This is a genomic window from Sodalis-like endosymbiont of Proechinophthirus fluctus (assembly GCF_001602625.1).
Lineage (GTDB): Bacteria > Pseudomonadota > Gammaproteobacteria > Enterobacterales > Enterobacteriaceae.
The window spans coordinates 1-328 of the sequence record NZ_LECR01000081.1 but is presented as its reverse complement, the minus strand read 5'-3'; the positions used below and the strand labels follow the sequence as shown (position 1 = coordinate 328).

General features: G+C 58.2%; 1 pseudogene. It reads left to right on the top strand.

The annotated features are described in order from the left end of the window. Positions 1-328: pseudogene (recC, locus tag BG74_RS17940) on the top strand (exodeoxyribonuclease V subunit gamma); the annotation flags it as partial.

The following is a 328-nucleotide window of genomic DNA, read 5'->3' as shown; positions in this document are numbered from 1 at the left end:
AAGTGGAAGTGCTGCACGACAGCTTACTGGCGATGATAGCGGAAGACCCAACGCTGCGCCCGCGCGACGTGATTGTCATGGTAGCCGATATCGACCGTTATACGCCGGCGATCCAGGCGGTGTTCGGCAATGATGGTGGAGAGCGCTATCTGCCTTTTGCCATTTCCGACAGACAGGTGCGGCATCTCCATCCTGTTCTGCCAACGTTTCTTAGCCTGTTAGAATTACCTCGCAGCCGCTTTGTCGCCGAGCAGGTGCTGGCGTTGCTGGAGGTGCCGGCGCTGGCGGCCCGCTTTGCTATTGATGAGCATGGTCTTCAACTGCTGCG